Here is a 6,005-nt window from a genome sequence, read left to right as displayed (position 1 = left end):
ACGCGGGCCATGATCCCGTGGTTGACCGTTTCGCTCTGCCGAGGGTCTGGGAGGCGCGGGGTCTTCGCCGCTACGGGTTTCACGGCCTGTCCTATGAGTATCTCGCCGGACGTCTGGCGGCGCTCGACCCTCCCACGGCCGCCGGCCGTGTGGTCGCGGCCCACCTCGGCGGGGGAGCCAGTCTGTGCGCCCTCCGCGACGGGCGCAGCATTGACACCACCATGGGCGCCACGCCGCTCGACGGTCTGGTCATGGCCACGCGCTGCGGCAGTCTGGACGCGGGCGCGGTGCTCTATCTGTTGCGCGAGGGGGGACTGGACGCCGACGGCCTGACCGATCTGCTCTATCGCCAGTCGGGACTGCTCGGCGTCTCTGGCCTCAGCGGCGACATGCGCGACCTGCTCGAGAGCCGCGAACCGGCGGCGCGCGAGGCTCTGGATCTTTACGTCCATCGCGCCGCGCGCGAGATGGCGGCGCTGGCGGCCAGCCTCGGAGGGCTGGACGGCCTGGTCTTCACGGCGGGTGTCGGCGAGAACGCGCCGCGGATCCGAGCCGAGATCTGCGCGCGCCTCGGCTGGCTCGGGGTCAGGCTCGACGCCGCCGCGAACGAGCGCGGTGCCGGCCGTCTGAATGCGGCCGACAGCGCCGTGGCGGTCTGGATGATACCGACAGACGAGGAGGTTGTGATCGCGCGCCAGACGGCGGCGCTGCTTGATCTGGCGGAATGAAGCGCCGGGGGCAGGGGGCGCGGACGGCGTTCACCGGCCGCTGCGACGGGGACCGGTGGGCTCTTGTAAGGAGGCCGGCGATGACCCGACCAGGGCCGCGGGAGGCGGCCGGCGGCGCCCGCGTCGCCGGGGACTGCGACCCGGAAGCGCTGCGTCCACCGAAACCCCGGGAGAATCCCGTGACGTCGCTAGGTGATCCATCGCAGGCGCCGGAAGACGGTGCGGCGCGGGTCTGGAACGAGCTTCCGTAGCGACCGGGATCGGCGTCTTGCTCAGCCTCGGTTTGCGCCGGATCCCCGACCAGCGCCGCTGCACCGGTCAGGGCGTACTTCGCCTGGTGAACTGAACCAAGGATGCCGACGTTCGTTCAGATCAGGGTCAAGCACGGCCGCAGCCGTCATGTCGCGGACATCCCGTTGGCAGATGGCTTGATCCAGAGGATTCACATCCATGACCAACTTCGCCCAACGGCCCGTCAGGCGGACGGCCATCGCCCTGTCAACACTTTCCCTGCTCGCCGCCGCCGGGTGCGCCAGCGCGCCTGCCTCAGGTACGGCGCCCCCGGATCGACCTATGGGCGGCATGCAGGCGCCGCATGCGGCCCAGGGCTCCGGCATGATGGGCGGCATGCAGATGCCGCCGGGAATGAACATGGCTCGGACACCCTTTTCTGAGGCCGAGATGGGCATGCACCGAGCCATGATGATGGCGACCGATGTGAACACCCAGCGGACCTGGGCCCGGAAGATGATCGCCCACCATAGAGGGGCTGTCGCTATGGCGCAGGCTCTGCTTGGAAGTGATGCGACAGACGTTGAGGTCCGTCGCATGGCTCAGGCGGTCATCGACGCGCAGACGAGAGAAATCGCAGAGCTCGAATCCTGGCTTGAGCGTCATCCCGGCTGATTGTAACGAGGGCGGCACGGCGGGGCCTGATCATGCTCTGTCCGTCGCCGTCCGTGCTCCCTGCCAGGCTGGAGGATTTGGGTTGGAACTTGAGCAGAGGCAGCTGATCCTCTCCATTCTCGGCCGCGCCGACACCCTGACCGTGGCGACGGTGCGTGAAGACGGTTGGCCGCATGCAACGGTTGTGAGTTTCGTCAACGATGAGCTCGACATCTATTTCGGGACGGCGCCCCACTCGCAGAAGATTGGAAACATCGCCCGTGACTCCCGGGTGTCCGCGACCGTCACGCCCGATCACGAGACTTCTAAAGACATCCAGGCGATCTCGCTCGCGGCAAGGGCGGAGCGTGTTACGGACCCCGGGGAGCTGTTGAGAGTGGCTGATCTGGTCTTAAGGAAATTTCCGAGACCAGGGCGTCCTGCGCCGGCGGCGGTGCTGGAGGGGGTGGTGGTGGTTCGCCTGCGCCCGACCATCGTCTCGGTCCTGGACTACAGCAGAACCTTCGGTCAGACGGAACTGATCGACCTGCGTGACGATCAGGCGCCACGCAGTCGCCAGGACAACCCGCCTTCATCCTCATAGGCATGGGATCATACTGTCGTCCGTCGCCCAGAGATGGGATCTGCCGTGGCCCGGATCGAGTGGCCCGGGCTGGCGCGGTGGCTCCGTCGCGTCTTCAGGGCGATTGGGCCCCTATGAGCACGACTGGCCTGATGCCGATCCATGGCGCGATCAGAACGCTTCGGGCCACACGGCCGGGAGCGTTCTGATCGGCGCCGTCACGGGGCTGGTGTCGTTCGGCGTGACGGCCGCCACACCAACCTCCGTGAGGCCTATTGACCGGGATTTCTGATCCCGCGCCCGCCGGGCCTAGACGACAAAAACCGGTGCAAAGCCCCCGCCCGGAGTTCGGAAGTTTGTCGTCTGGCCCTGATAGACTCGGGCGGCCGCCAGTAGCGGGTCGCCGTCGTAGACATAGAGACGGACATCGAGCTTCAGCGAACGGATCTCGCCGTCGACCCTGATCCGACGTTCGCTGGGCTTCGCGAATTCCTGGGCGATATAGCCGCCGAGCTGAATTTCCGCCCATACGCGCCGGGTGATCTTGTCGCCGCGGTAGACGGCCTTGCCACCATGGCCGCCGGCCGGCTTGAAGAAATATCGGTTGCGCGTCGTCCACAGCCTCTCTGCGTTCTCGGCAGTCACCAGGGTGGTTTTCGGGATCGCCGAAAGACCTCTCTGATGATCCGGAGCAAGTCCCCAACCGGCGACCATGTCCGGGTCTGACAGCAGGCTCAGGTTCCGCTTGTCGGCGAACAGAGCGTGGTTGCGCGGACTGGGCGTCAGAACGACGGCTCCGTTCTGATAGGCGTCACGCAGGGCTTCGTGCCCGTCAGCACCGAGGGAGAAGTCGACGAGGCGATTGTAGACGAGATCCACAATCTCGCCTTCATGCTCCAGTCGCCCCTGGGAGAAATGGAGTTCGGAGGGATCGGCGACCCACGCCGTAACGCCGCGCTGTTCGAAAAACCGCTGCGCCAGCAGGAACTCCGGGAACAGATACTGATCCTTCGGGCGGTCATCGACGATGGCGATTGTCCGCGGTTGACCCGAGCGACCCTGCAACGCCCATTCGTTCAGGAACATCCGCCAGACGAGGGCTTCGAAGTCTCCCATCACCCGCGCGCGCATGGCGTCCTGGGCCTCGCGACAGCATTCGCCCTGGGCGTGAGCAAGAAACGCATTCAGGAATGCTCCTCCGGCGTTGGTATTCACCTCGATGAGTTTTGGACCGCCGTCGCCCAGATGAAAATCATAGCCCATGAAGACCCCGCGCGGGCCGAAGTCCCGGCGAGCGATGGCCGGGCCCCAACCCAGTACCGCCTCCTGATAGGCCGGGGTCCTGGCCGCAGCCTCGATGGCGGCCACGACGACCAGCATGGCCTCGATGTCCTGGGCGGACAGGAACACAGGCCCGCCGGAGAACAGGTTCGGTCGATCCGCAAGCAGCGCCGAGACAAGGTCCGGCTCCCCGGCCTGCTGACGGATCGCCGAGCTCAGACGGGTCCGGTCCAGCGTGATGCAGAAACAATCCCTGTTAAGCACCGCGTCGAAGGAGCCGTCACGGGTATCGTCGGTTGTCGCCATGGTGTTCCTTTGATCGGGCCGGGATCGAGGGTGTCAGGTCCCAGCGGCCGCGTACCGGATTGTGCGACGGCTTCGTCTTGCGAAGCAATCCGCGTGCGTTCGACTTCTGGAGCGCCGGTGCGCGACGGCGGGATCGTTTCGGCCCCGCGCCGTCCCGGGTTCGATACGTCGCTGCGGGCGAAGGCCCGCCGGACGACCGAAGATTCCGGCGATAAATCCCGCCTTCTCGGCGCCCGGCCGTGGAGAAGGGCGCCGGCGCGGCGTCCGTTGAGCCTGCATGAGGCGATAGCCCGGTCATGGATGATGACCAGGCCCTTTCGGCTCCGGACTGCGCCGCAGTGGAGCCGGCGGCAGGCGATGAGGCGGATCACGCTGTCGGGGTCGGCGCGGCCGGTGGAACGGTCCAGTTCGGCGGGGTCGGAATCAGAATGGCGCTCCTCGATCCAGGCGGCCGGGTGGGCGGTGAGGCCACGCACAGGCTGTCGCGTCGTCGACTTGGAGCACCTTCTCCGCGAAGGCTTTCCCGGTGACTTCTGCTGTCGTCAATGTCAGCGCCCGCAAAGCGGCTTGCGCCGGTCAAATGTCTCCCAGACCAGGGTCGTGCCGCTCGTGATCATGGCGCAATTGATCTCTTCGCCCGACGGCGACCAGCAGATGGCGGTGATGCGGTCGTAGCTTCGGCCGGTCTGCTCGCAGCGAAGGGTCTTGCCCGCGACAAGCCGGTTCAGTTCCGCTGTAGCGGAAGCGGCGCTGGCGGTCGGGCAAGGATGGCCCGGCGAACAGGTTTCGTCGGCCTCCCGCGCCGCCACGGCGTGGAGTCTGATCTTTGTACCGTCCTTGCAGCGCAGGGTGTCGCCGTCGTTCACATAGGCCACATTGCATCGGAAACACGTCTCCGACGGCGACGATGGAAGCGCGTCTGCATCGGCCGTGGCGGGCGGCGACGCGTGACCAACGGCGTCCGCCGCAGGCCAGTTCAGGGCGGCGATGAAGGCGACAGCCATGAGGGTCGCCGTCATGGAGAGGAAGCGACTGTTGCGCCGGTATGGCTTGCGAGAGCCGGTTGAACGGGATGGTTTCGAGCTCATCGAGACAGGCTAGGGTCAATGGGTGAACGGGCCGTGAGCCGGGTATCCCGGTGAAGGAAAAGGAAGGGCGGCTGGGAGCGCTCCGATCGGGAGCGCCAAACAGGAGGACGCCATGTCGTCCCGACCCGCGTCGAACATCCGTGAATTCGCCCCTGCGCCAGCCTCGACCGTGGAGGACGGCGACCTTGACCTTCTGGCGGCGATCCTTTCGCGAACCCAGTCTCCAGCCGCCAGCCGGGCCGCCGCCGCCGATCTGATCGCGGACTTCGGAGGGCTGGCCGACGTCGCCGCGGCTGATGAAGCCGCCCTGCTTCGTGCCGGCCTCGCGACGGCCGCGGTCGCCGATCTCCTACGGATCCGGGCGCTGGCGGTGGCCATGGCGAGGGCGGAGGCCTGCCATCGACCGGTCCTGTCGTCATGGACCGCCCTGACGACCTATCTCCGCGCAGATATGGCCCATGCGCCTCGCGAGCAGTTTCGCGTCCTCTACCTCGACCGCCGCAACATCCTGATGAAGGACGAAGGGCGCGCTGACGGGACGGTAGACCATGCCCCCGTCTATCCCCGCGAAGTGATCCGTCGGGCCTTGGAACTCTCCGCCAGCGCCCTGATCCTGGTGCACAACCACCCGTCGGGCGATCCCGGTCCTTCGCAGGCGGACATCGCAATGACGCGCCAGGTCGTGCACGCGGCCCGGCTGTTCAACCTGCAGGTCCATGACCATGTGATCGTCGGCCGTGAAGGCACGGCGAGCTTCCGGGCCCTGGGCCTGATCTGAGCCGGCCATGAGCCTCCACCCCATCGTCGCCGCCCTGGGCGGCGACCTCTATCAGGGCGGGCGTCGCGCCAATGTCCCGGCGCCCGGCCACAGCCAGGCCGACCGATCGGTGTCCCTGCTGCTGGAAGGGGACCGTCTGGTGATCCATGGTTTCGGCGCCGCGGACTGGCGATCGGTACGCGACCACCTCCGCGCTCTCGGCCTGATTGACGTCGAAGGCCGGGTGACCGGCGCACGCCCGTCTCTGGCCGCGTCCTCGACCGCGCTTCCCGACCCCGGGGTCCGGATCGAGGTGGCACGCCGCCTCTGGGCGTCGACGATCCCGATCGTCGAGGGCGACCTGTGCGCGCGCCATC

At 67.2% G+C, this 6,005-nt stretch carries 6 protein-coding genes and 1 pseudogene; 5 read left to right on the top strand and 2 right to left on the bottom strand.

Translation table 11 applies throughout. The annotated features are described in order from the left end of the window. The 3 genes from BDIM_RS07380 to BDIM_RS07370 all read left to right on the top strand — a co-directional run. Positions 1-728: acetate/propionate family kinase (locus BDIM_RS07380; protein WP_428829097.1), on the top strand; the 728-nt coding region annotated here is incomplete at its 5' end. A 450-nt stretch (positions 729-1,178) separates the two neighbouring features. Then, entirely contained in the window at positions 1,179-1,634 is a 456-nt protein-coding gene (locus BDIM_RS07375) for a DUF305 domain-containing protein (protein WP_198478708.1), read from the top strand. Positions 1,635-1,716: 82 nt separating this feature from the next. Next, complete coding sequence (locus tag BDIM_RS07370; protein ID WP_003164943.1) at positions 1,717-2,217, top strand: pyridoxamine 5'-phosphate oxidase family protein; 501 nt, start codon at positions 1,717-1,719, stop codon at positions 2,215-2,217. Between the two features lie 288 nt (positions 2,218-2,505). Here the strand turns inward: BDIM_RS07370 and BDIM_RS07365 are convergent, their stop codons facing one another. Both BDIM_RS07365 and BDIM_RS07360 read right to left on the bottom strand, forming a co-directional pair. Next, complete coding sequence (locus BDIM_RS07365) at positions 2,506-3,783, bottom strand: ATP-grasp domain-containing protein (protein ID WP_040345387.1); 1,278 nt, start codon at positions 3,781-3,783, stop codon at positions 2,506-2,508. Positions 3,784-4,331: 548 nt separating this feature from the next. Next, positions 4,332-4,649 carry a thermonuclease family protein gene (locus BDIM_RS07360; RefSeq protein WP_211205973.1) on the bottom strand — a complete coding sequence of 106 codons (318 nt, stop codon included), beginning with the start codon at positions 4,647-4,649 and terminating at the stop codon, positions 4,332-4,334. A 334-nt stretch (positions 4,650-4,983) separates the two neighbouring features. Here BDIM_RS07360 and BDIM_RS07355 point away from each other — a divergent pair, with 334 nt between their 5' ends. Next, positions 4,984-5,649 carry a JAB domain-containing protein gene (locus tag BDIM_RS07355; protein WP_081461859.1) on the top strand — a complete coding sequence of 222 codons (666 nt, stop codon included), beginning with the start codon at positions 4,984-4,986 and terminating at the stop codon, positions 5,647-5,649. Positions 5,650-5,656: 7 nt separating this feature from the next. Then, positions 5,657-6,005: pseudogene (locus BDIM_RS17900) on the top strand (hypothetical protein); the annotation flags it as partial.

The sequence above is a fragment of the Brevundimonas diminuta ATCC 11568 genome (genome assembly GCF_000204035.1).
GTDB lineage: Bacteria > Pseudomonadota > Alphaproteobacteria > Caulobacterales > Caulobacteraceae > Brevundimonas > Brevundimonas diminuta.
Note: the sequence above shows the minus strand (reverse complement) of the source record. Positions and strands in the feature narration are given on the sequence as shown.

Excerpts from the sequence above, each read along its gene's own strand:
- BDIM_RS07375 (WP_198478708.1), top strand. The coding sequence starts at position 1,179 with ATGACCAACTTCGCCCAACGGCCCGTCAGGCGGACGGCCATCGCCCTG.
- BDIM_RS07365 (WP_040345387.1), bottom strand. The coding sequence starts at position 3,783 with ATGGCGACAACCGACGATACCCGTGACGGCTCCTTCGACGCGGTGCTT.
- BDIM_RS07355 (WP_081461859.1), top strand. The coding sequence starts at position 4,984 with ATGTCGTCCCGACCCGCGTCGAACATCCGTGAATTCGCCCCTGCGCCA.